Here is a 23,254-nt window from a genome sequence, read left to right as displayed (position 1 = left end):
CTTTAGATACCATCCTCAAATAACTCCTCTTCTGTCCCATTATCCTGTTTCAGAAGGGTAATAGAATCTGCCACTCCCTCTCTGGCAACATTAACCAGTTTACTTACTAATGGCTCAAGATCGTCTGTCAAACGAGAAAAATTAGCTTCTAGCAACATAGCCAAGTTTAGGCCTGACAAGACCGCAATACTTTTTTCTAAATGTTCTGTTACCAACTCTACACTGACTTTAAAAGGAGTTCCACCTAGTAAATCCGTTAGAACCAACACCTTCTCTTCGCTTGATATAACAGATTTTATACGCTCTTTCACTTCCTGAGCAGACATGCCATCAGTGAAGTCAACCGCCTGAATTTTTTCTACTTGCCCTGCAATCAATTCCAGAGAAGTGAGAATACCACTCGCAAACTTTCCATGAGCCACGACGACTAATTGAATCACAAAACCCCTCCTTTTTAACTTTACCGGTTTACCTACACCTTGTATTTTATACTATTGATTTGAACTTGTCAATAGTTTTTTAAAAAAAATGTAAGCGTTTTTTTACATCCTGTGATTAAACTTATTTTTTACAAGAGCCAGCTAAGGACACATAAATTTTAGCCATATCCTGAATACGATCAAAATGCCCCTGAGCAGCAAGTTGATTAAACTCACCACCTATACCAACTGCATCAGCGCCTGCTACCAACCAATCAGAAATAGTCTTCTCATTCACTCCACCAGTCACCATAATAGAAACTTGAGGCAAGGGAGCTTTAATAGCTGATATATATTTTGGTCCAAATACACTACCAGGAAAGAGCTTTATCATCTCACAGCCTGCTTCTAAGGCTCTGGTAATCTCTGTCAAAGTCATACAACCTGGAATATAAGGTACTGCATAGAGGTTACAAATTTTTGCCACTTCGTCGTTAAAGGATGGCGATACAATGTAGGTCGCCCCAGCCATAATCGCCTGACGAGCAGTTACAGAATCCAGTACCGTCCCAGCACCAATCAATACCTCGGGATTTTCCTTGTATTCAGTGCATAAATCAGAAATAATCAAACCTGCATCTGGATTAGTGTAGGCTACCTCAACTGCCGAAATTCCACCTGAAATACAAGCTTTTGAAGCCTGAAGGCCCTCTTTGCGTGCATCACCTCGAATAACAACAACTAGGCCTTGCTTTCTCAACTGAGAAAGAGTTTGTGTTCGACTCATCTTAACTCCTTTACCTTATTATTTCATTTTTCCCGTCTAGTAGGGACTTGATGCGATCAACAGACTGCACCATTTGATCCCCTTCCAGACTACATTTATAGGTCCCACTAGCAACAGCAAAATTAACGGTCTCTTCGAGTGAAGCCTTTTTCAATAGCTGATAAATAGCCCCTGCAACAAAAGCATCTCCACTTCCAACCCGTTGTAAAACCTGAGTTTTCAGCTCTACAGAACAGATAAACTCCTCTGCCAGACCGTAAGCTCTATAGTGATTCCTCCCCATATCATCCATCTGACGCACTGTATGAAAAATGGTTTGAAAATCATAAGCTTCCTTTAGTGCCAACATTCGTTCTTCAATGTCATAGAGACCAGCCTGATCCCTATCAAACAAATCCCAATCACCTGCATCCTTCATAATGGGCTCAATACCGAAACAATAATCCGCATAAACTGCAAATTCTGAGAAGAGTTTTTTTGCTTCCCTTTTTCCAATCATCTTGGATCGCCAGTTAAGATCAATGGAAATTGGAAGATTCCTTTTTTTAGCTTCCTCCAGTATCGTTTTCATCCAAAGGGTAACAGTCGGATCTATAGCCAGAGTAATACCACTAAAGTGGATCAGAGCAACATCCTCAAATAGTTGCTCCATATCCAACTGTTCTATACGCATGGCTGCTAGGCTAGAGTGACTGCGATCATAGTAGACTTGACTTGGTCGACAACCAAAACCAGACTCCATATAATAAAGCCCAATCCGCTCACCGACTCGTTGAATCGCACTCACATCAATTCCGTGCCCAACCAAGAAAGCCATAAAGCGATCACCCAACGGTCCCTCCGGCAGTGCTGTCAAAACTTTGGTCGGATAACCAACCCCCTGAAGATTGCAAGCAATATTCATTTCCGAGCCACCGAAAAACATTCGGCTCTCCACACCATCTGCTATTTCCTGATAGTTTGTTGGCATTATGCGAATTAAGGGTTCACCAATCAGCAGCACCTTCTTCATAGCCATACCTTCCCTTTATTATTCAAGTACTGTTTTCAAATAAGCCGCAATCGCTTCATCTTGACAATTTGCAAAGAAGTACTCTTGAAACTTCTCTCCAGAAATCGTTTCTTTGAGAAATTCTTGGTCTATTTCCTTGAGAACTGTCAGCAAATCCTTATAAGTAACTGCCTTCATCTCATTTAAAATGCGGGCATTGCGTTGCTCTGGGACAACTCGTTCTCTCGGATATCCTCCTCCCATTTCCTCAGCAAAAAGCCGTTCAAACAAGAGTTTAAGGTTTAACTCAGCTCCCCAGCCAAATCCTTTTGCAAACGGTAACGATAGGGCATTCCCCCCATTGATTTGTGAAAACAGATAAGCATCTGTCGGATCTACCGCAAAACCACATGTCACACCCGGAAAACTGTTGGCTGCAAGCATGGCACCAACACCTGTCCCACATCCTGTAATGACAAAATCCGCTGCCTTGCTGACAAGCAGGATAGAAGCTAATAAACCATTTTGAACATAGGTTAACTGGCTTTCTCCCTCTTTTCCATACATACCATAGTTAAAAACTTGATAACCTTTTGCGTCTGTGACTTCCTTCAAGGTTTCAAAGATAAGACTGTTTTTAGCTGCCTGACTATTTTCATTGATAAGTGCAATTTTCATATATAATCCTTTCGTTTTTCGTACTACTTGTTATTTATTCCACCGGTTGCTTTCCGATGTAGGCCAAGATTCCTCCATCCACATAAAGAATGTGACCATTGACAAAATTACTAGCATCACTAGCCAAAAACACTGCCGGTCCCATCAAATCCTCTGGTTCTCCCCAACGAGCTGCAGGTGTTTTGGCAATGATAAATTGATCAAACGGATGGCGCGTTCCATCTGCTTGTAATTCCCGTAAAGGAGCTGTCTGAGGAGTCGCAATATAGCCAGGGCCAATTCCATTACACTGAATATTAGCTTCTCCGTATTCTGATGCGATATTTTTCGTCAGCATCTTCAAACCGCCCTTGGCTGCTGCATAGGCAGAAACTGTTTCACGTCCTAACTCGCTCATCATAGAACAGATATTGATAATCTTACCATGTCCCTTTTTAATCATTGAGGGAATAACAGCCTTGGAAACAATGAAAGGAGCATTCAAATCAATATCAATGACCTGACGGAACTGAGCTGCCGTCATCTCAATCATCGGCACACGGCGAATAATTCCTGCATTATTGACTAAAATATCAACGACTCCAACTTCTTCTTCGATTTGAGCCACCATAGCTTGGATGCCTTCTTCATCCGTTACATCGCAAACATAACCATGTGCTTCAATCCCCTCAGAACGATAGGCTGACAAACCTTTGTCTACCAGCTCCTGAGTAATATCATTAAAAACAATGGTCGCTCCTGCCTTAGCATAGGCCAAAGCAATAGCAAAACCAATACCATAAGATCCTCCTGTTATCAGGGCAATCTTCCCTTTGAGCGAAAACTGATCCATTGAAAATGTTTGATTCATACCCTTCAACTCCTTTGTCATTAAACTTGTAAAACGTTTACAAAATCATTTTAATCTAGTAAACCGGTTTTGTCAATAGTTTTTATCATATTATTTGAACTATACAAAAAAACACTACTATAGTTCTTTGTAAAGTATGAACTGACAAGAAATACTGTTTAAAAAAACTAGCATTCGCACAAAAACTTACCTTGTAGCTGATTAGTAAACAGTTTAACTGCATTATCTAAGCAGCTTATACCTGGCTTATCATATTGACAAATAAAGCCAATAATAACTGATTAAATACAAGCCTAAACATGAATATCAAAGATTAGCAACACAACAAAAAACGAATGATAATCGTCAGTTAGAAAATACGAACTAACTATTATTCACTCGTTTTTTAGCTATTTAATCTTTCTAATTTATCAGATTGGCCATCTTGGATGGCATCTCTCATCCTTCCATTCTATTATCTTCCCATAAAAATGAGGAGGAATGATAGGAAATTGTTTATAAAATGAAGGACTATCGGGTCGCGAATATCACGTTTGATAAGATAGATCCAACCTAAATTGATCCCCATAGTCAAGTAAATAAGGAACTGCGGAATTGTCGCTGGAGCATGTATTATACTAAAAATAACTCCTGTCACCACCAGATAAAGTCCCACAGATTTCATGTTTGACATTTTAGGGAAGAAATAAGTCCCTAAAACACCACGAAAAATCAATTCTTCCAAAATTGGAGCAAATATAACCACAGAAAAAAAGGCGATAACTGGATAGAATCTTACGAATTCCACAACCAACTTTTGATTCGGGCTTTCCGAAACAGGCACTAAGAACTGGAACATAACAAAAGCAATGTAAAGCAAGATTGGCCAATAGAGTTTATGAAACCACGACGATTCCACCCTGTAATCAATCGTTTTACGTAAATAAATGAACTTCCATAAAACGATAGTAAAGGCAGTGGAGAGGATTACACCGATGATTGCTCCCCCAAAAACGATACTCTCTATCAACTGAGGTGGAAAATTGGGAACTTTCTTCAATGCAATCCCCACCATCAGAAAACTTGCCGCAAATTGATAAGCAAGAAAATAGAGAAATACTAAAACACTATGTTTAACATAATTCAATTATAACAACCTCCCATTGCTCTCTTTCATAAGATGATCTACTGTAACATTCTCCTACTTCCTAGATGGCTCCCAAACTTTGCAAGAGAAGGAGTAAGCCAATACCGATAAGATTATTCACAAAGTGTAGAATAAGAGCGTAAGAATACTTTCCTGATAGACGGTAAATAACCCCCAAGACCAGACCTATTCCTGCATAGAGAACCCAGGAACCAATATTGGTAGGACCATGGATAAGACCAAATAGATAACTAGATAAAAGTAAACCTAAAATCGAATCTTTCCCAAAAACTTTCCCCATGATAATCCCACGGAAAAGTAATTCTTCCAGAACAGGAGCAAAAAAGACTGTAAAAATAAAGAGTAGCAAAACCGGTAAACCACTATTTTGAATGAGCTCCTGATTGGCTGGAGTCTTTCCATACCCCTCTTCTATCACAATCAACTGACCACCAATCATTTTTACACCAAACAAAACGACGAAACCGATACTGAGAAAGCCAAACGCTTCAAGCAAACTCCACTTCTTCTCACTCTGCCATAAACCTAAAATTTTAGCACTCCACAGACCTATAGCTACTGCAAAAAGTAGCAATGCCGCTGCAATGAATAGATTTGGACCATTAAAATTTGGCAGGCTAAACACTAATCGTTGTGTCAGAATATTTAATGCTAGAACTGCTACAGCAGTCAGAAGATACTTCCAGTTTTTAACGACATTCCATTCCATAATAGTTGTTATTTTTTTCATGATAATCTAATTATCTCCTTCACATATTTTTAAAATATTTCTTTTAGTTTATCTTTTTTTTAGAAAATAGCAGCGCTCTTAGCCAATTTGAACTAAGATGAACAGAAATAGGCAAGTCAAGCCGCTCTGTAGCTAATTATTCTTCAAAGACATGCACACAATAACTTTTTCAAAACCTTCTATCTGACTTCATCTGAAGACTTTTCACTCCGACTTTGATTATTTAAAATATCTCCGAACCATTTGAACTTGCATCACATTGATATAAATATGGAGAAAGGCTACGATAATATAACCGACAATTTGAGGTCTGTGCAGAATAAAACTTAGGACAAATAAGAAAATATACAGACTTGGCAAAATAATCTGATTGAGAGAGAAAACAACTTGGAAACTTGTTTCATAGTTTGCCTGCTTTTCACCTTCATCTATAGCATTTACAAAATCCTTCATTTCTTTAACGGTTGCAAGAGCTGATAGCTTGTATTGGCGAATTTTCTGAATCAATTTTAAAAGGAATGACTGAGAAATAAAAAGAAGAACCAATAGTAGCAGATCAATAAGCGACCAGGTCATGAATAGAGCTGAACTAGAAAAATCTATTCTAGTCCCTAAGCCCAAGTTTAACAAAGTCAGCGAAGCTGCAACATTAAATAAGATGGTTGTATACTCTAAATTTCGGTGCATTTTCCTATACAGACCATCAACTAAATCATCCTCTTCATCCGTTAGATGTTTATAGCTTGTATGCAATTGGTTGGCCTTTATTCCCAAATAAATAGCAATAGTAAAAGCAATAAAATTAAACATACGAGTGAAGAGTACCAAATGATTTAAACTCATAAAAGATGGAAGTCCATTGAGATGGTACAGCATGGCAAAGTAGCCTACAAATCCACCAACAACTGCTCCCATCAGCATATAAGTAATGATACGAAGTCCCCTTTGCATTGTTGAAATCTGTTTACCCTGTTTCATCCATCTACCTCCACTAATTGAAAAACATTTTCCAATTGTTCGTTAAAAATCTGTGCAATCCGTATCGCAATGACTACTGATGGTGTGTATTCTCCCCGCTCAATCAGGCTAATAGTCTGTCGAGAAACTTCTGCTGATTTGGCCAATTCTGTTTGGTTGAGCCCATCACGAGCCCGCAGTTCCTTGAGCCGGTTTTTCAAAATATAATCCATGATACTTCCTTTCTAAGCCCGACAAACAATCAAGCTATTTTCTGTATCCTTGATTCAAATGGAGTCTCCTTAGCGTCTTCCACTTGCTTATACGGTATTATTGTAACACTTCTTTTTCTTTTTGACAAGTATATTTGTCAAAAAGAAAATAATAGTAGTCATTATGCATGGTATTCTAGTCAAAAATTATTATATTTTCTCAAAGATGAACAATTCTATTCCTATGCAGGAGTCCTCTGAATCGGATTATCGAAAAAATGCCTATGATAGCAAAAGCTCCTTCATCCAACAGATGAAAGAGCTTATATATGTTATAGATTTTCAGCGACACTATTCAAGAGAGTTTGGATAGCAGACGTGTCGCTACCGCCTGCCATAGCCATGTCTGGCTTACCACCACCACGACCTGCTACGATTGGAGCAAGAACTTTGATGAGGTTCCCTGCATGGATGGATGCCGCTTTACTTGCCACAAGAACATTGACCTTGTCGTTAATAGCCGCAACAAGAACAAGCACATCGGAATAATCTCTTTGTTTCCAGTTGTCTGCAAAAGTACGAAGAGCACCTGCATCAGAAACTTGGACTTGGCTAGCAATGTAGCGAATACCATTTACTTCTTGGACAGCTTTGAAGACATCACCTGCTGCCGCTGCTGCTGCTTTTTCTTTTAGGCTAGCATTTTCCTTTTGCAATTCACGTAATTGTTCTTGAAGACTAGCTACCTTATTTGGCACCTCCTTGATTTGAGGAGATTTGATGGTTGCTGCTACTTCTTTTAAGGCATCTTCTTGGTCACGATATGTCAAGAAGGCTTCTCGACTCGTTACAGCTACGATACGACGAGTCCCTGAACCAATTCCTTCTTCTTTCAAAATCTTGAAAATTCCGATTTCAGCGGTATTGCCAACATGAGTACCACCACAAAGTTCAACAGAATAATCGCCAATGGTAACAACGCGAACCTTCTTACCGTATTTCTCACCAAAGAGTGCCATTGCTCCCATTTCTTTAGCTGTTGCAAGATCTGTTTCAACTGTGATTACTGGGAGAGCTTGCCAAATTTGCTCGTTAACTTCTTCTTCAATACGCCGGAGTTCTTCGGGTGTCACCGCTTCAAAGTGCGTAAAGTCAAATCGTAGGAGTTCTTGGTCGTTCAATGAGCCTGCCTGCGTTGCATGTTCGCCGATGATCTTATGAAGGGCTGCGTGGAGCAAGTGGGTTGCGGTATGGTTCTTCATAATACGGTGACGACGCTGCTTATCAATAGCCACTGTGTAGCGATTTCCTACAACTAATTCTGCCAGGATTTGGGCGGTATGGAGCGGTTGCCCATTCGGTGCTTTTTGAACATCTGTAATCTCAGCAAGGATATTACCAGCTTCATCCAAAATAACACCGTGGTCTGCGACCTGACCGCCCATTTCTGCATAGAAAGGAGTTTTATCAAAGACTAACAAGGCTTCACCACTAGACAAGCTATCCACGCGAGCATTATCCGCTACAAGAACAGATAAACTAGCCTCTAGTTGATCCGCTTCATAAACAAAGACAGACTCTTCTGTGATGCCTGCAAGGGTTTCATTTTGCATACCCATTGAGCCGCCCTTGACAACTGATGCACGCGCACGATCTTGTTGCTCCTTCATAGCTGCTTCAAAGCCAGGAATGTCAAGGGTCATGCCACGATTCTCAGCCAATTCTTCCGTCAACTCAACTTGGAATCCATAGGTATCATAAAGCTTAAAGATGTCACGACCATCAATGATTGTCTTTCCTTCTGTCGCCAACTTGTCCATCAACTGTTCAGCAAATTGTGAACCTGTATGAATCGTACGGGCAAAAGACTCTTCCTCACTCTTGACAATTTTTTCAATAAATTCACGTTTTTCAAGCACTTCTGGATAGTAACTTTCCATGATGTGCCCCACCGTTTCGACCAGCTTGTACAAGAATGGCTCAGTGATTCCCAAACGCTGACCATGCATTGAAGCGCGGCGAAGCAGACGACGAAGAACATAGCCACGACCTTCATTTCCCGGAAGAGCACCATCCCCAATAGCAAACGACAAGGCACGGATGTGGTCTGCGATGACCTTAAAGCTCATGTTATCACCATCTGGATCATAAGTCTTACCAGATATTTTCTCTACTTCACGAATGATTGGCAAAAACAGATCTGTCTCAAAATTCGTCTTAGCTCCTTGGAAAATAGCCGCTAAGCGTTCCAAACCGGCTCCCGTATCAATGTTTTTATTTGGTAATTCCTGATACTCTGAACGCGGAAGAGCTGGATCTGCGTTAAATTGTGAGAGAACGATATTCCAAATCTCTATATAGCGGTCATTTTCAATGTCTTCTTCTAAAAGACGAATACCGATATTTTCAGGGTCAAAGTCTGTTCCACGGTCAAAGAAGATTTCTGTATCCGGACCAGAAGGACCGGCACCGATTTCCCAGAAGTTATCTTCTAGCGGGATCAAATGACTTGGGTCTACTCCAAGAGCAATCCAACGGTTGTATGAATCCTTATCATCTGGATAATAGGTCATGTACAGTTTATCCTTAGGAAAGGCAAACCACTCCGGACTTGTCAGAAGCTCAAATCCCCACTCAATTGCTTCATTACGGAAATAGTCACCAATTGAAAAATTTCCTAGCATTTCAAACATGGTGTGATGACGTGCTGTTTTACCAACGTTTTCAATATCATTGGTACGGATAGATTTTTGTGCATTGGTAATCCGTGGATTTTCAGGAATGACAGAACCATCAAAGTATTTTTTCAAGGTTGCTACACCTGAGTTAATCCAAAGAAGAGTTGGATCATTGACAGGCACAAGGTTGGCAGATGGCTCAACAGAGTGTCCTTTCGATTTCCAGAAATCCAACCACATTTGACGAATTTGAGCAGAAGATAATTGTTTCATAATTCAGATACTAAAAGCCTTAAATGCAAAGTAAAAATAAGGAGCTAACAACGTGTTCTTTGAACACTAAGTAACTCATCTTTTCTACACAGCATTTAGCTCATGTTCAGTTCAAAAAGAAGCTGAACTTTTCCTTTCGTAATTTTTCATAATTTGGTAAAAGTAGTAAGGGAGAGAAGAAAAAGTGTATTCTTTAGAACACTTTATCTTTTTTACACAGTTGTTAGGCGTACCATAATTTTGGCAGAACCTTATTAAACGAGTGAAGGGACACTAACTGGAAGTACTTTCCATCATTTCGACATAGTCTAGGGCCACGACCAGGGAAATAACCAAATCTGCGTAATTATCATCCATGACTATCACTTTATAGTGCGAAGTCAGATGGAAAAGTTCCTTGGATATTTCAGCTACCAGCTGACCTTCCGGACTTCTCAATCGAAAATGTAAATCCCAAATATTCCCCTCTAGTAGCAGACCTAAATTCTCAACTGTATAACGGTCTTTGAAAAAAGTCAATTCCTTACGCACATGGAAAGAATGTCCGTTGGTCATTTCGATCGTAAATCGGGGTAAAAAGGTCAAAAATGCCTTTGTAATCTGGCAAACTTTATCTCCTTGCGCATCGGTTATAAAAAAACGCTTGGGAATTTCAAGAAAACTCCCCTCAACCTGATAAGCAAGTCGTTCATGATTATCGCGAATCTCAAACTTTTCACCTCCAAAGGTAAATCGTTGTTTCACCTGGAATTGTTTCATAATCCTCTCTCCAAAAAAATGACAAGAAACCAAACGAAGGGCGAAAAACCGCGGTACCACCTTCATTCAATGACTTGTCATTCTCATTTTGTATTCTGTTGTAGATATTAAGTAGCAGGATATTTCGCTTAGATGGCTCGCAGCAACCGCCAATTTTCTGAAACTAAGTGATGAAATACCCATTCTTAATAAACGTCCAATTACTGGCCTGATGAACTAGAAGATTCTTTTGTTGATGAAGAACTCTGAGTTGACGAAGAACTTTGAGTTGATGAAGAACTTTGAGTTGATGAAGAACTACTTCCTTCTGTTGTCACGTATTTTGAAAGGAGACTTTGGAAAGCAGGATCCTTCACTTTAACATTCGCACTTTGTAGTCCTTCTTTCAAAACTTTTGCAACAAAGGTCGGATTATTTTGGTTTTGAGTCAAAACGATTTCTTTCAACTTATCCTTGTAATCTTCCCATTTAGCAGATTTTTCTGTTTTAGCTTCTAACTTCACAACATAGTAGCTAGTTTTATATGTTTTCATATCAACTGATGAAACGACTGAAGCACCCACCTGACCTGCATCAAGAGCAAAAACCGCTTTTTGGACTTCAGCAGGGACTGTTGTTGATGTTGAATCAAACTTAATTTCACCACCATTGTCCTTCGTAGCAGTATCAGTTGAATTTTCTTTCGCCAACTTAGCAAAATCTGCTCCCTGAGCTTGTGCTGCTGCTAAAACTTCCTTTGCCTTAGCCTCATCTGTCAACTTGATGATACGCGCAGTAACTTCCGGAGTGTAAGCGTCATAAGCCTTTTTATAAACTTCATCCGTTAGTTCTTTTTCAGTCGCTTGTTGGATAGCATACTTAACCAACTTATCTGTACGCAATTGTGCCTTATATGTTTCTGTCGTTAGCCCAGCAGAAGAAAGAGCGTTTGCAAATGAATCTCCAAACTGCGCTGCCTTTGCTTCGTATTCTTTATTGACTTCATCAGCAGAAACCTTATCACCATATTGATTCTCAAACACATTACTAATAATCATTGATAGCAAAACTTGTTGAGCCTGAGGATTTGTTTTTACCTTCTCATAAAACTGAGATACAGTGATTCGTTTTCCTTTCATGGTAATAATGTCTTTATCTGCTGCACTTGAACAAGCAGCAAGTGTTACAGCCGCAAAAAGGGTTGCTGCGCCTGCAAGAATCTTTTTAGTTTTCTTCATTAGAAACTCTCTCCTTTTCTTAATTAACCCTTTCATTATAACACAAAAGCTTAAAAACTTCTTAAAATTCTTCAATATTTAAAACAACATTGTCAATATTTTTTCGCAACATAAGAAGACCATCACTCATAGAAACCAGACTAGCAGTCAAACCCGGATTATCTAAGGTCGCATTGAACAAGCGCTGCAAGCCTTTATAAATAGTCCGTTGCCCACGTCGCACTTCCGTTATCTCCTTGGCAATATCTCCTCCTTGGAAAATATCATCCACTACAATCAAACCACCCACCTTCACCTTTTTTAGAACTTCTGGCAAGAATACGATGTATTTAGATTTAGCAGAATCCATAAAGACAAAATCATAAGTGTCATCTGATAGGCTTGGTAAAATATCCATCGCTTCACCTTCTAGCAACTCAATCTGTTGCCGGCTGTCATACTTAGCAAAGTTTTCCTTGGCAAACCCAATCATTTCTTCATTGCGATCAATGGTCGTAATCTGTGAGTGAGGACTATTTTCAGCCATTAACAAGGCTGAAAAACCGATAGCTGTACCAATTTCTAAAATACGTTTGGGTTGCAGGGTCTGCATAAGCAAGCGAAAGTAGGCAACTGTTTCGTGAGGGATGACCGGGATATTCTCTCTACGTGCAAATTCTTCTAATTCCTTTAAAAATCCTGTATTCTGCGCCTGACGTGTCCGCATAAATTCCACAATTTCCTCTTTGACAATAGGACGGCGCATGTTGTGGTTTGCGTTCTTAGAATATGATTGAACCATAAGTTTCATTATAACATAAGCTACTAATAATTTCTTCTCATACATACCAAAAAGACAGGAATCCCCTGCCTTTTAGTTTACATATATTTTGCATAATCTATTCGATAACCGATATTATTCGCCAACTCTCGCAGACGATTGAAAATAGAAACTTTAGCAAAGAATAGATAATGACTCTCTGTATCCATATCAATCGCTCCGAGACAGTAGCCTTCACTAGCATATTTACGATCAATAACTGCTGCCCATTTAGGCATAGAGTCTGCTACATTCAATCCCTCCGAATCAAGCTGAAGGGAAATCCCTGTATTACGGACCTGCTGAAGACGGTCAAACGAGTGGACAAACTCTTGCAATTCATCGCGATGATTGTAAACACAGATATAGTTTAAGTGTTCTAGCAACTTTGTCAAAATCAGCCAAAGGTTCTCTGTTTCAGACTCTCCAACACGATCCAAAAAATCGTCAAATGAATCTGGTTCAAGAGTCTGCTCGATAGAGTCAAGGATAGCATTCGGATCCTTAGAAAAAACGATTTCTCTTAGTTGGATAAATAAATCTCTATTGCCATTTGACAGCAGATCAGCTAGTTCAAAAATATCCTGTAATTGCTCTTCTGTCAGCATACTACCTCCTAATTTATTGATTTAAAAAATCCCATTGCACATGCGGGGCTGCCCGCTCTATAAAATGATAGATTTCATTGAAGTCTGCTCTATCCAGTTTGTTCAAATTGACTTCCACAAGTAGAGTTCCTGTATTTCCTACAAGACGCAACCTTCTTGATTGGTATCCACGATAGAGGGGATACGCACAGTGACGAATCTTTCCGATCTCTCCCAAGGGAATACGTTGCCTTGGTCCCAAATCTGACTTTGTAGTTCTAAATATTCAGTTGTTAAGCCAAAGACTGCATTTGGTTTTCTCAACACGTAAGAATCGATTAGGAGTGGTTACATCAGTAGTAAAAAAACAACATTTTCTATTGATAGCTCCGACTTTATCAAACTTCCGATACCAATCAGTACCAAAACTAGACTAAACAGAGTAGGAATCACACTCAAGCGTTTAGGAGAGTATGACTTAGAGATGTACTCCTCTTTCGACAAGCTCTTCAAGTTCCTCCAAGCGAGCTTCAAAGACCTTGAAAGCGTCATTTAGGTAGTCTTCTTTAGTCATATCCACACCAGCTTTGGCGATAACATTTAGAGAATAATCGGAACTACCAGCCTTCAGATAGTTTAGGTAGTTTTCCTTGTCTTCTGGGCTTCCATTGACAATCTTATTGGCAAGGGCTGATGCCGCTGCAAAGCCCGTCGCATACTGGTAAACATAGAAATTGTAATAGAAGTGCGGAATGCGTGCCCATTCATACTGGATTTCAGGATTGTCTTCCGCAGAAAGTCCATAATATTTCTCATTCATCTTACCGTACAACTCATTGAGGAAGTCAGCGGTCAAAACCTGCCCTTCTTGGTCGGCTTTATAGATAGCTTGTTCAAACTCAGCAAATTGAGTCTGACGGAATACCGTGCCACGGAAACCATCCAAATAGTGGTTGAGGATTGCAAAGCGCTCCTTATCGTCCTTCACTTCTGCCAAGAGCTTTTCAGTGAGGAGGTTCTCGTTTGTAGTTGAGGCAATTTCTGCCAAGAAGAGAGTGTAATGTCCATAGACATAAGGCTGGGTTCTACGAGTCAGCATGGAATGAAGGGAGTGACCTGTTTCGTGAATCAAAGTAAACATGTTATCCAAGTTGTCCTGCCAGTTGAGCAACATGAAGGCATTGGTATCATAGGCGCCACCTGAATAAGCTCCTGAACGCTTTCCTTCGTTAACATGAACATCAATCCAGCGATTTTCAAAGGCTTCTTTAACAATAGTTGAGTAGTCTTCACCAAAAATTTCCAACGTTTCTTGACATTTTTTGAGTGCATCCTCATAAGAAATCTTTGTACTAAAATCGGACAAGGGGGCGTACATGTCGTACATTTTGAGGTCATCAATTCCCAAGAGTTTCTTACGCAAGTTGATATAACGATGAAGTAGAGGCAGGTGCTTATTGACAGCTGATACCAATGTATCATAGACAGATTCTGGAATAAAATTAGCTGCAAGTGCTGCGTGGCGAGCCGAATCGTACTTACGCAAACGAGCTTTCAAGTTATTGACCTTAACATTGGACTGAAGTGTCTTTGCATAGGTATGCTGGAATTGCTCATAGGTTCCGTACATGGCTTCATAGGCTTCCTGACGAACTTCACGATTTTTAGACTCCATAAAATGGATGTAATTACCGTGCGACAGAGGCACTAGATTGCCATCTTCATCTGCAATTTCAGGGAAACGCAAACTGGCATTATCTAAGACCGAGAAGGTTTCTGCTGGGGATTCAAAAATTTCACTGGTTGCAGCTAGAACTTCTTCTACTTCTTGAGATAGAACATGATCTTTTGCGGCTAACAACTTTTCAAATTGGTGATTGTATTGAATCAAGGCTGGTTCCTTAGTCTTGAAAGCCTTCAACTGCTCTTCTGTAATCGCCATAAATTCTGGCTCGTAAAAGGCAAAGGCTTGTGAAAAAGCAGAATAGAGGCTGATAGCTTTGGCTTGAAATTCTTGGTATTTCCCTTCACGAGTATCTTGGTCGTTCTTCATAGAAGCATAAACATACAGTTTTTCGATACGGCGCATCAAACCAAGCTGGGTCTCGCTAATCTCTAAAAGATTTTTAGCAGAGTCCAACAAATGTCCTGCAAAATCTTTTGTCTTTTCTGTTTCAGCCTGTAGGGCAATATATTCTTCCTCCCAAGCTTCATCGGTTGGGAAAATAGTGGTTAGATCCCACTGATATTTTTCTTCAATCTCATGACGTTGTTTTGACATAGTAATTCCTCCGTGAATCCTATTCTAACACAAAAAAGTCCCCCTTTCCAACGGAAAGTAAGAGAGAATGCCCTATTTCTGGCAGTAGTAGGCCGGTGAATACAGGACTTGTTCCTTCTGAGCTTTCGTTTTTTTATAAAATCTATCAAAAGCTTGGTAGATAGGAGCTAGATTTTTTCTGATTTGGGCAAAGCCAATAGCAGAGCTTGGAAGGCGGACATGGGGATACCAATCCAGAGCAGTCTTGGTTAATAGATTGTCACCTTGACAATAAGCTTCAGCCTGTAGAGTCAACCATTTAGGAGATTTATAATAAAGCTGCTGGGCGATATATTGAGGTAGATGATTGTCTATCGGACAGGTCATCCTAGATAGACTCTGCTTGGTGAAAGGTAGCCGCAAAATATCTAACAGGTTTCCCTGACCAAATGCAAATCTCTTGGTCAGGGAATGCACCCTACCACGCAGATCTTCATGAATGAGATAATGAAGTCGCAATTCCTGCTTTTCATCATCCAATTCCCATAAGTAAAACCCCATATTAAGACTGAAGGAGAGAAATTGCTTATGTAGTTTGGAAAGCCTGTCTTTAAGCCAGAGGTCTTTTCCTAGCAGCCACAATACCTGAAAACCTGACTTATGATAAGAACTTGTTCGTTCTTGCAAACGTGAAAGAGATAGACTAGAACACTGGACTTCTAGGGCCAGATGATTATTGACAAATAGATCTGCGACCTGTCCCAAGTTTGGTAAACATTTTTCAAGCTCTACCTTATTGTGTTCAATCAACCAGTTATACAGATAAGACTTGAGCGATAGGTGCTGGGCGGACTCATTCTCGGAGAAGTAATGACAATCCCGCAGGGTAACGTGAGCAAAGTGCGAACGCAGAACTTTTCCGGATTTATATCGTACAGGACCACCACAGCCTGGACAGTTGAATGAGCCTTGCGGCGCAGGATTTTCTAAAAGATTAAACAACAAGCCGTTTTCATTGATAGCAACAAGCATAAGACGACCTCCTTTCTCTATTAGTTCGTAAAAAAACACCCAGTTAATCTGAGTGTTCCATAGTTTATCCAATTTGACTGCCATTTGGTACAGATGAATCCACTGTCAAAAGGGTTAAATGATCATTGTACTCTGCTGAAAGGATCATCCCTTGACTGAGCAACCCCATCATCTTGCGCGGCTTTAGGTTAGCTACGATTTGAACTTTTTTACCGACTAATTCTTGCTCATTTGGATAATATTTGGCAATACCAGACAGGATTTGGCGATCTTCACCGTCACCAGCATCTAGGCGGAATTTAAGCAATTTATCTGAGCCCTTAACTTTTGAAACTTCTTTGACCTCTGCTACGCGGATTTCTACCTTGTCAAAGTCTTCAAATTGGATCGTTTCTTTCTGATTTTTGAGTTCCACGCTAGCTGGATCCCAGTCTTTTTTCTCCTCTTGGGAAATAGCTGAGCTTCCACCCATTTGAGCTTTGATATAGGCGATTTCTTCTTCCATATCAAGACGTGGGAAGATAGGGGTTCCCTTGGCAATCACTGTCAAGTCATTTGGAAGATCAGCAAATTTAAGAGTTTCAAGCGAGGTCACATTACCCATGCCTAGTTGTTCCATGATTGCATGTGACGTCGCCATCATAAATGGTTGAATGAGGTGCGCCACCACACGAAGACTTGCCGCCAAATGTGCCATAACTGCTGCCAATTTGTCACGGTTGGCCTCATCTTTTGCCAATACCCAAGGAGCGGTTTCGTCTATGTATTTATTCGTACGAGAAATGATATTCCAAACAGCCTCCAAGGCACGTGGATAATCAACAGAGTCCATGTGTTTATGATAGTCTTGGATAGACTGCTCTGCCATTTCTTCCAAATCAGCATCAAAAGCTGTTACACCAGCCTTGAAGTTAGGCAGGCTACCACCGAAGTACTTGTTAATCATGGCAACTGTGCGATTGAGGAGATTGCCGAGATCATTTGCTAGTTCATAATTGATTCGACCAACATAGTCCTCAGGCGTGAAAGTCCCGTCAGATCCGACAGGTAAACTGCGCATGAGGTAGTAGCGGAGGGGGTCAAGACCAAAGCGCTCAACCAACATTTCTGGATAAACCACATTGCCTTTGGACTTAGACATCTTGCCATCTTTCATGACGAACCAACCGTGAGCAATCAGACGATCGGGTAACTTCATATCCAACATCATCAGGAGGACTGGCCAGTAGATAGAGTGGAAACGGAGAATATCCTTACCAACCATATGGAAGACCGTACCATTCCAGAACTTATCGTAGTTGGCGTGGTCGTCCTGACCATAGCCAAGGGCAGTCGCATAGTTGAGCAGGGCATCAATCCAAACATAGACTACATGCTTAGGGTCGCTCAGCACTGGCACTCCCCAACTGAAGGTCGTTCGGGAAACAGCCAAATCTTCCAGACCTGGCTCGATAAAGTTCTTCATGATTTCATTGAGACGACCATCAGGCTGGATAAAGTCTGGATGCTTCTCAAAGAACTCTACTAGCTTATCTTGATACTTGCTAAGGCGGAGGAAGTAAGACTCTTCTGATACCCAGGCTACCTCATGGCCGCTCGGAGCAATACCACCTGTTACCTTGCCGGATTCATCTCGAAAGACCTCTGCTAATTGGCTTTCAGTGAAAAACTCTTCGTCTGATACAGAATACCAGCCTGAGTACTCACCCAAGTAAATATCATCTTGTGCCAATAATTGTTCAAAAACGTCTGCAACAACTTTTTCATGGTAATCATCTGTTGTACGGATAAATTTGTCATAGGAAATATCAAGGAGCTTCCAAAGTTCCTTAACACCCTCTGCCATGCCATCAACATAAGACTGCGGACTCAAACCGGCCTCAGCAGCCTTGGTTTCTATTTTTTGACCATGCTCATCAAGACCGGTCAAGTAGAAGACTTCATGACCCATCAAGCGCTTATAACGAGCTAAAACATCACAGGCAATAGTCGTGTAGGCAGAGCCAATGTGGAGCTTGCCGGATGGATAGTAAATCGGCGTTGTAATGTAAAATGGTCTTTTTGTCATGTATTTATCTTCCTTTCAAAATAGCTACCTATCGGTGTATAGATTTTCTTGTGTCCCATCAATAGCCTCGTCGCACGACGATAGACCTGACTAGCTCAGGACTCCTGAATTTCTTTCTCGACTAGTGAAACCTTCTATTTCCATTGTCCTATTCTATCACATTTTAATAAAATCACAAAATGCTTACAAGTACTACATTCCGTCAAAATATGCTATACTAGACACTCAATAAAAAAGAAAGAAGGTAACCAATGTTCACAAAAAAGAATCTTTTCATCCACTTCTTTTTCCTAGTCTTATCGGCAGGTATGATTCGTTATAATCTGCAAAGACCAAATTTAATTTGGAATATGTTTTTGGCTTTGGTTGCCTTTGATTTGGCTGTCCTTACCAACTGTAGCAAACAAAATATCCTAAAATTGTTCGCTGCCATCCTATGGCTCTTCTTTTATCCTAACACATTCTATATGGTAACAGATATTACACACATGCACTTCACCAGTACTGTCCTATGGGAACGTGAAAGCATGATTCTCTTCATGCTCTATGTTCCTAGTATTCTCTTTGGAGTAATGGCTGGTGTAGAAAGTCTAAAACTGATCTTTTCTGCATTTTCCATCAAGGCCTACTGGATACGCCTACTCATATTTTGTACGCTATCCCTCCTATCCAGTATTGCTATCCATATCGGTCGCTATGCCAGATTAAATTCTTGGGACATCTTTACCCGACCAATAACAGTTGTCAATGAAATGATAGCGGCTATATCTTGGGCAGCTCTTCCTTTCATCTCAGGATTCACCATCCTTCAAATTATGGTTCTAGTCTTTTCTGCTGATGAATATTAAAAGGAAACAGTTCAAATAACTGTTCAGATTGAAGAAAAGAGCTTGGAACATTTTATAATTCCTTTTAAATAAAAAAACGAATAAGTTTGACCTCTGAGTAACAGAAATCTAATCTTATTCGTTTTTTTGTATATGAACTTAGACTTTTATTCTAGCCTCTTATTATTTGGTTATTCCATAATAAACGCTATCTTATGGGATACCTTACCAGTAAACAGGAGCATACCAGTTAGAAACAAAATTTCTTACAGTATATGAACCAGCATATTACCATCTGGTGTACCCCATTTTAATCCGTTTTTCCATTCGATATTTAGTCTATTTAAGTTTGGTCTTAACACACTATCTCCATCTTCATTAAAAACGATAGCGCTTTCCGATGAATAATTACATAATATAGATAGCAAAAATTCAAATAAAATGGAGAACGGGTACTGATAGAATAGAAATGCGCCAGACCGAGTTAACAAAATCCAAGTTTGACTTTCAAAGGGTATGAACTGTATGTCTAAAGACTGTCGAAAACCAAATGTTCTAGTAGTATGCTTGGTACCAGTTCATCCTATCCTTTCACTATCTCAAGAAGTTTCTCATAGGAGTCAACTACATCATAAATTCGGTCATCAGCTATCAACTCCTGCTCCTTCAATGCCCTAAAATGAGCTTTAGCACATTCAATCTTAGCCTGCTCTGCTTATATTAAAATATCCTAGTTCTTGATAGAGTAAACCAGCTGTTCTATTTTCTAATACTGCTAGATAAGACAGCAGGTAGCGCTCCAAACTAGACCCTCAAAAACTTGAATCTCACCCTTCACATATTGCTATCCATCCTTCTCATCATTTCCTCCATATCATAATCAAAGAGCAGATCATGACAACCATGAAAAAGCTCGTGACGCTTTTGATGATTTAGCACTGCAATATCAACTCCCCTATCATCATAGCAATGGTAGATGACATTATCACAAGTCGAAAGCAAGAGGACAGATGCTGATAGATAGGCAAAACCACCAAAATCTGCCCAAACAATTTCTTTGATTATATCTTTTAGGTTTTGAGTGGAGATTGGAAAAAGGTAGCGTTCAAAGATGAGCAGTTCTCCCACTGGACCCACTATCTCAAACAGTTCTGGCTGAGGTGGTGCCTCAAAGCCAAACCTTGATGTAAAATGCCGAAGAGAGACCTCCACATTTCTATCTTCCTCCCGCAATAAAGATAACAGTAAGTAATCATAATTAGAGCTAGCCTGTTCCAAAAGTCTTATTGCTCGCTCATAAGCTCTATCCAGGTAAAGTGGATGAGACATCTCACCAGATGGCCCAATCTCAAAACGCAGAGCAAGAGGCGTACCATAAAAAAATGGACCTAGTAAGTGATTGTTTTCCAATTGAAATTGCTTAATCCACTCGTTCATTTGCATCTGTTTCCTCCATCCTTTTTTACTATTGTACCATATTTCCTCATATTCTTAGAAAAATCAAAACGATGAATATGAGCTTGCTATGACAAATCTCCATTCTATCTTCCACTTTATTTTATCGTTTTTCCTTGATTTTTATTTTGCACTCTAGCAGCAAACTAGTGTTTCAAAAGAAAATATGGTAGACTAGGTTAAATTGTATCTGAAAGGAAAAACGAATGAAAGCAGAATTTATACATGAAAAAAATAAGTCGTACTTTAATCTCAACTTGATTTTCTCACCAATCGTAGGATTCATCTTACTCATTATCGGCGAAACTGTCGGTAGCATGGTATTTACTCCTATAAGAAGATTGCTACCGTCTAGCGCATTTACGGGTCATGTTCTCGAATTATTTAGCTTTATCTTTATCAGCCTAGCAGTTCTACTTTGGGCGAGAGCCATTGAAAGAAGTCCCTGGCTAGGACTAGGATTCCGCAAAAAGGGAGCTTCTCGTGACTTTCTTAAAGGCTGGGGAATTGGAGCGGCTATGCTGATAACCTGTACCTTCTTACTCATGGCAGTCGGTGCTGTTACCATCAGTAAGGTCAACTTTACTCCGACTCTTCTCGCCCAATTCCTCATCATCATGATAGCTTGGTCTATCCAAGGTACGACAGAAGAGATCCTCGTTCGCGGTTGGATGTTTCCATCCCTTTCAGCCAAACATAATATCCCTGTCGGAATAATAGCCTCCTCACTCTTTTTCGCTGCTATACACCTCGGTAACAACGCTATCTCCTTCATCTCCCTAGTGGATCTGTTCTTATTTGGGGTTCTAACCTGCCTAATCATGCTAAAAACAGGTAATATCTGGGTTATCAGTGGTATTCACGCTGCTTGGAATTGTTTCCAAGGGAATGTCTTTGCCTTTCCAGTTAGCGGATCGGATACTGGTGCAGCCTTTTTGGAAGTCAATACCAAAGGTCCTGAGTGGCTATCCGGTGGGCAGTTTGGAGTGGAAGGTTCTGTTATTAGTCTTCTTGTACAAGGTGTGATGATCGCTTGGCTGATTTACGATCTCTATTTCAAAAATAAAGCAAAATAAAACACCGCTACAACTCATTTTTACGGTAAAGAAAATTGAATAACTAAAAAGGGCTCTATAATTTCTGTAGTGGGTAAACCCCACTGTGGAGATTATAGGGCTTTTTGAGTATCAAAAAAGTCCCATAAGACTTATAATGAAAAGCGCTTAAACAACTCATTAGAAAGTATCTTATGGAACACATCAATAATACCACATTACTCATCGGAATTAAAGACAAAAATATCATCTTAAATAAAGCCATTCAACACGATACCCATATCGAAGTCACCGCTACACTTGATTATCACCCTCCCAAATGTAAACACTGTAAAGGAAAACAAATCAAATACGACTTCCAGAAACCTTCTAAAATTCCTTTTATTGAGATTGCTGGATTCCCTAGCCTCATTCGTTTGAAAAAGAGACGATTTCAGTGCAAGTCCTGTCGAAAAGTAACTGTTTCTGAAACATCTCTCGTTCAGAAAAATTGCCAAATTTCTGAAATAGTGAGACAGAAAATCGCTCACCTATTGCTCAACAGAGAGGCTCTTACCCATATCGCTGCTAAGCTCGCTATCTCTACCTCTACTGTCTATCGCAAGTTCAAGCAATTTCATTTCCAAGAGGAGTACACTACTTTGCCAGAAGGGCTTTCCTGGGATGAGTTCTCCTACCAGAAGGGAAAACTGGCCTTCATTGCTCAGGATTTTAACACCAAGAAAATCATTACCATCCTTGTTGACAGACGTCAAACAACCATCCGAAATCATTTCTTCAAGTACTCGAAAGAAGCTAGAAAAAAAGTTAAAGTCGTCACTGTCGATATGTCTGGAAGTTATATTCCTCTCATCAAGGTTCTATTTCCTCAAGCTAAAATTGTTCTCGATCGTTTCCACATTGTCCAGCACATCAATAGAGCTCTCAAGCAAACACGTATTGAAATCATGAAGCAATTTGACGATAAATCTCTTGAATACAGAGCTCTTAAGTACTACTGGAAACTTGTTCAAAAAGATAGTCGGAAACTGTCTCTTAAGGCGTTCTATGCTCGAACCTTTAGAGAAACATTAACTCCTAGAGAATGTCTCAATAAGATTTTCAAACTAGTCCCTGAGCTTAAAGATTACTATGACCTGTACCAGTTACTCCTTTTCCACCTGCAAGAGAAGAATACTGAGCAGTTTTGGGGCTTAATTCAAGACGCTTTACCTCATCTCAATCGCACCTTTAAAACCGCTTTGAGCACATTTATTCGCTATAAAAACTACATCACTAACGCCATTGAATTGCCTTACTCTAACGCTAAACTTGAGGCCACTAACAAACTCATCAAAGACATCAAGCGCAATGCCTTTGGTTACAAGAACTTTGATAATTTCAAGAAACGTATCTTAATCGCTTTGAACATAAAGAAAGAGAGAACGAAGTTCGTCCTCTCTAGGTGTTAGCTTTTCATCTACCCACTACGGT

At 40.0% G+C, this 23,254-nt stretch carries 21 protein-coding genes; 3 read left to right on the top strand and 18 right to left on the bottom strand.

The genetic code is table 11. The features are described from left to right. Positions 1 to 2: 2 nt before the first annotated feature. The 17 genes from BZG42_RS03430 to metG form a co-directional block, all read right to left on the bottom strand. Entirely contained in the window at positions 3 to 437 is a 435-nt protein-coding gene (locus BZG42_RS03430) for a PTS sugar transporter subunit IIA (protein WP_439709962.1), read from the bottom strand. Positions 438 to 561: 124 nt separating this feature from the next. After that, entirely contained in the window at positions 562 to 1,206 is a 645-nt protein-coding gene (locus BZG42_RS03425; protein ID WP_155962636.1) for a bifunctional 4-hydroxy-2-oxoglutarate aldolase/2-dehydro-3-deoxy-phosphogluconate aldolase, read from the bottom strand. 10 nt (positions 1,207 to 1,216) lie between these two features. Then, a complete protein-coding gene (locus tag BZG42_RS03420) occupies positions 1,217 to 2,218 on the bottom strand; it encodes a sugar kinase (protein WP_155995494.1) in 1,002 nt (333 codons plus the stop codon). Between the two features lie 18 nt (positions 2,219 to 2,236). Then, positions 2,237 to 2,875, bottom strand: coding sequence for an RpiB/LacA/LacB family sugar-phosphate isomerase (locus tag BZG42_RS03415; protein WP_155965828.1), 639 nt, complete (start codon positions 2,873 to 2,875; stop codon positions 2,237 to 2,239). Between the two features lie 34 nt (positions 2,876 to 2,909). Then, a complete protein-coding gene (locus BZG42_RS03410) occupies positions 2,910 to 3,725 on the bottom strand; it encodes a gluconate 5-dehydrogenase (RefSeq protein ID WP_024531723.1) in 816 nt (271 codons plus the stop codon). Positions 3,726 to 4,179: 454 nt separating this feature from the next. Beyond that, positions 4,180 to 4,851 (bottom strand): CPBP family intramembrane glutamic endopeptidase, encoded by a 672-nt coding sequence (locus tag BZG42_RS03405; protein WP_227985559.1) that lies wholly within the window; start codon positions 4,849 to 4,851, stop codon positions 4,180 to 4,182. A gap of 61 nt (positions 4,852 to 4,912) precedes the next feature. Further along, positions 4,913 to 5,602, bottom strand: coding sequence for a CPBP family intramembrane glutamic endopeptidase (locus tag BZG42_RS03400; RefSeq protein ID WP_155962635.1), 690 nt, complete (start codon positions 5,600 to 5,602; stop codon positions 4,913 to 4,915). 219 nt (positions 5,603 to 5,821) lie between these two features. After that, entirely contained in the window at positions 5,822 to 6,580 is a 759-nt protein-coding gene (locus BZG42_RS03395) for a DUF3169 family protein (protein ID WP_155974563.1), read from the bottom strand. Then, positions 6,577 to 6,792, bottom strand: coding sequence for a helix-turn-helix transcriptional regulator (locus BZG42_RS03390; RefSeq protein ID WP_024531727.1), 216 nt, complete (start codon positions 6,790 to 6,792; stop codon positions 6,577 to 6,579). The genes BZG42_RS03395 and BZG42_RS03390 overlap by 4 nt, the downstream gene beginning before the upstream one ends. 311 nt (positions 6,793 to 7,103) lie before the next feature. Further along, positions 7,104 to 9,722: an alanine--tRNA ligase gene (gene alaS / locus BZG42_RS03385; protein WP_155964505.1), complete on the bottom strand. Its 2,619-nt coding sequence runs from the start codon at positions 9,720 to 9,722 to the stop codon at positions 7,104 to 7,106. 273 nt (positions 9,723 to 9,995) lie between these two features. Then, on the bottom strand, positions 9,996 to 10,481 hold the full coding sequence (locus BZG42_RS03380; RefSeq protein WP_024531729.1) for an LURP-one-related/scramblase family protein: 486 nt from the start codon (positions 10,479 to 10,481) through the stop codon (positions 9,996 to 9,998). 200 nt (positions 10,482 to 10,681) lie between these two features. Next, complete coding sequence (locus tag BZG42_RS03375) at positions 10,682 to 11,698, bottom strand: peptidylprolyl isomerase (protein ID WP_120171491.1); 1,017 nt, start codon at positions 11,696 to 11,698, stop codon at positions 10,682 to 10,684. A 61-nt stretch (positions 11,699 to 11,759) separates the two neighbouring features. After that, on the bottom strand, positions 11,760 to 12,479 hold the full coding sequence (locus BZG42_RS03370) for an O-methyltransferase (RefSeq protein ID WP_155995482.1): 720 nt from the start codon (positions 12,477 to 12,479) through the stop codon (positions 11,760 to 11,762). 77 nt (positions 12,480 to 12,556) lie between these two features. Then, positions 12,557 to 13,105, bottom strand: coding sequence for a DUF6630 family protein (locus BZG42_RS03365; RefSeq protein WP_155995483.1), 549 nt, complete (start codon positions 13,103 to 13,105; stop codon positions 12,557 to 12,559). 457 nt (positions 13,106 to 13,562) lie between these two features. Continuing rightward, positions 13,563 to 15,365, bottom strand: coding sequence for an oligoendopeptidase F (pepF, locus tag BZG42_RS03360; RefSeq protein ID WP_155995486.1), 1,803 nt, complete (start codon positions 15,363 to 15,365; stop codon positions 13,563 to 13,565). 72 nt (positions 15,366 to 15,437) lie between these two features. After that, positions 15,438 to 16,376 (bottom strand): competence protein CoiA, encoded by a 939-nt coding sequence (locus tag BZG42_RS03355; protein WP_155995498.1) that lies wholly within the window; start codon positions 16,374 to 16,376, stop codon positions 15,438 to 15,440. A gap of 64 nt (positions 16,377 to 16,440) precedes the next feature. Next, entirely contained in the window at positions 16,441 to 18,444 is a 2,004-nt protein-coding gene (gene metG / locus BZG42_RS03350; RefSeq protein WP_155995488.1) for a methionine--tRNA ligase, read from the bottom strand. A gap of 251 nt (positions 18,445 to 18,695) precedes the next feature. Here metG and BZG42_RS03345 point away from each other — a divergent pair, with 251 nt between their 5' ends. After that, positions 18,696 to 19,292, top strand: a complete 597-nt coding sequence (locus BZG42_RS03345; RefSeq protein ID WP_155995490.1) for a DUF1361 domain-containing protein — start codon at positions 18,696 to 18,698, stop codon at positions 19,290 to 19,292. A gap of 813 nt (positions 19,293 to 20,105) precedes the next feature. On the opposite strand, the gene BZG42_RS03340 is transcribed toward BZG42_RS03345, so the two are convergent. Beyond that, on the bottom strand, positions 20,106 to 20,708 hold the full coding sequence (locus tag BZG42_RS03340; RefSeq protein ID WP_227985557.1) for a DUF3885 domain-containing protein: 603 nt from the start codon (positions 20,706 to 20,708) through the stop codon (positions 20,106 to 20,108). A 224-nt stretch (positions 20,709 to 20,932) separates the two neighbouring features. Here BZG42_RS03340 and BZG42_RS03335 point away from each other — a divergent pair, with 224 nt between their 5' ends. Together BZG42_RS03335 and BZG42_RS03330 are read left to right on the top strand one after the other, a co-directional pair. Next, positions 20,933 to 21,802 (top strand): CPBP family intramembrane glutamic endopeptidase, encoded by an 870-nt coding sequence (locus tag BZG42_RS03335; RefSeq protein ID WP_120171487.1) that lies wholly within the window; start codon positions 20,933 to 20,935, stop codon positions 21,800 to 21,802. A gap of 173 nt (positions 21,803 to 21,975) precedes the next feature. Continuing rightward, positions 21,976 to 23,232, top strand: a complete 1,257-nt coding sequence (locus tag BZG42_RS03330; RefSeq protein ID WP_159780090.1) for an ISL3 family transposase — start codon at positions 21,976 to 21,978, stop codon at positions 23,230 to 23,232. Positions 23,233 to 23,254 lie beyond the last annotated feature (22 nt).

The sequence above is a fragment of the Streptococcus sp. DAT741 genome (genome assembly GCF_009866825.1).
In the GTDB taxonomy this organism is placed as follows: Bacteria; Bacillota; Bacilli; order Lactobacillales; family Streptococcaceae; genus Streptococcus; species Streptococcus ruminantium.
Note: the sequence above shows the minus strand (reverse complement) of the source record. Positions and strands in the feature narration are given on the sequence as shown.

What these genes read in the sequence shown, in the direction of transcription:
- BZG42_RS03380 (WP_024531729.1), bottom strand. Translation starts at nt 10,481, where the DNA reads ATGAAACAATTCCAGGTGAAACAACGATTTACCTTTGGAGGTGAAAAG.
- BZG42_RS03340 (WP_227985557.1), bottom strand. Translation starts at nt 20,708, where the DNA reads ATGAACGAGTGGATTAAGCAATTTCAATTGGAAAACAATCACTTACTA.
- alaS (WP_155964505.1), bottom strand. Translation starts at nt 9,722, where the DNA reads ATGAAACAATTATCTTCTGCTCAAATTCGTCAAATGTGGTTGGATTTC.
- BZG42_RS03370 (WP_155995482.1), bottom strand. Translation starts at nt 12,479, where the DNA reads ATGGTTCAATCATATTCTAAGAACGCAAACCACAACATGCGCCGTCCT.
- BZG42_RS03390 (WP_024531727.1), bottom strand. Translation starts at nt 6,792, where the DNA reads ATGGATTATATTTTGAAAAACCGGCTCAAGGAACTGCGGGCTCGTGAT.
- BZG42_RS03375 (WP_120171491.1), bottom strand. Translation starts at nt 11,698, where the DNA reads ATGAAGAAAACTAAAAAGATTCTTGCAGGCGCAGCAACCCTTTTTGCG.
- metG (WP_155995488.1), bottom strand. Translation starts at nt 18,444, where the DNA reads ATGACAAAAAGACCATTTTACATTACAACGCCGATTTACTATCCATCC.
- pepF (WP_155995486.1), bottom strand. Translation starts at nt 15,365, where the DNA reads ATGTCAAAACAACGTCATGAGATTGAAGAAAAATATCAGTGGGATCTA.
- BZG42_RS03345 (WP_155995490.1), top strand. Translation starts at nt 18,696, where the DNA reads ATGTTCACAAAAAAGAATCTTTTCATCCACTTCTTTTTCCTAGTCTTA.
- BZG42_RS03330 (WP_159780090.1), top strand. Translation starts at nt 21,976, where the DNA reads ATGGAACACATCAATAATACCACATTACTCATCGGAATTAAAGACAAA.
- BZG42_RS03355 (WP_155995498.1), bottom strand. Translation starts at nt 16,376, where the DNA reads ATGCTTGTTGCTATCAATGAAAACGGCTTGTTGTTTAATCTTTTAGAA.
- BZG42_RS03395 (WP_155974563.1), bottom strand. Translation starts at nt 6,580, where the DNA reads ATGAAACAGGGTAAACAGATTTCAACAATGCAAAGGGGACTTCGTATC.
- BZG42_RS03365 (WP_155995483.1), bottom strand. Translation starts at nt 13,105, where the DNA reads ATGCTGACAGAAGAGCAATTACAGGATATTTTTGAACTAGCTGATCTG.
- BZG42_RS03400 (WP_155962635.1), bottom strand. Translation starts at nt 5,602, where the DNA reads ATGAAAAAAATAACAACTATTATGGAATGGAATGTCGTTAAAAACTGG.
- BZG42_RS03415 (WP_155965828.1), bottom strand. Translation starts at nt 2,875, where the DNA reads ATGAAAATTGCACTTATCAATGAAAATAGTCAGGCAGCTAAAAACAGT.
- BZG42_RS03335 (WP_120171487.1), top strand. Translation starts at nt 20,933, where the DNA reads ATGAAAGCAGAATTTATACATGAAAAAAATAAGTCGTACTTTAATCTC.
- BZG42_RS03420 (WP_155995494.1), bottom strand. Translation starts at nt 2,218, where the DNA reads ATGAAGAAGGTGCTGCTGATTGGTGAACCCTTAATTCGCATAATGCCA.
- BZG42_RS03425 (WP_155962636.1), bottom strand. Translation starts at nt 1,206, where the DNA reads ATGAGTCGAACACAAACTCTTTCTCAGTTGAGAAAGCAAGGCCTAGTT.
- BZG42_RS03410 (WP_024531723.1), bottom strand. Translation starts at nt 3,725, where the DNA reads ATGAATCAAACATTTTCAATGGATCAGTTTTCGCTCAAAGGGAAGATT.